Genomic DNA, 634 nt, shown 5'->3' with positions numbered 1-634 from the left:
TGAGTGACGGCAAAACGGTCATCACCGTACCGGCCAACGGCACCACCGGTTCGATTACCGTAACTGCCCCGGACAACGTCTACACCGGCACTAATCCGCCGGTAGAGCAGAGCCTGCAGGCGGTCAGCGGTGCTGACGCCTGGAAGTTCGAAAACCTGGTTCTGGACAAGACTCCAGTCAGCACCACTGTCACTGACGAGCCGGGTACCCCAGGCAACGAAGGTGATGTGGTCAAGGTCACCATCACCGCCGATCAAATCTCGGTGGCTGAAAACGTTAAACCGACCTTCACCGTCCATATCAACACTGCCCTGGCCCACGACCTGGTCGTGACCTTGAGCAACAACGCCACCGTCACCATCAAAGCCGGTGAAACCAGCGCGCCGTACACCCACGAAGCGCAGGGCGACGACGTTTACAAAGACGCCGGCGAAATTTCCCTGGGTATCAAGTCTGCCGTCGATGTTGACGGCCGTGCCTTCGAGAACCTGCAGCTGGGCGACGCGGCATCGGTCAAAGTCACCGATACCACTGACGACGTCATCGCCAAACTGACCGCCACTCCTTCGGTCACCGAAGGCGGCGAGATCACTTACACCGTCACCCTGACCAACAAAGACGGTCTGCCGATCGA

The 634-nt window shown here is 59.1% G+C and carries 1 protein-coding gene; it reads left to right on the top strand.

The window, feature by feature from the left end; translation table 11 throughout:
- Window positions 1-634, top strand: a 634-nt coding sequence (locus HU750_RS26960; protein ID WP_186683381.1) for an immunoglobulin-like domain-containing protein, incomplete at both ends; no start/stop codon positions are given.

The organism is Pseudomonas sp. SWRI50 (assembly GCF_014269095.1).
GTDB classification, from domain to species: domain Bacteria; phylum Pseudomonadota; class Gammaproteobacteria; order Pseudomonadales; family Pseudomonadaceae; genus Aquipseudomonas; species Aquipseudomonas kermanshahensis.
This window is presented reverse-complemented; position numbering and strand designations above follow the sequence as displayed.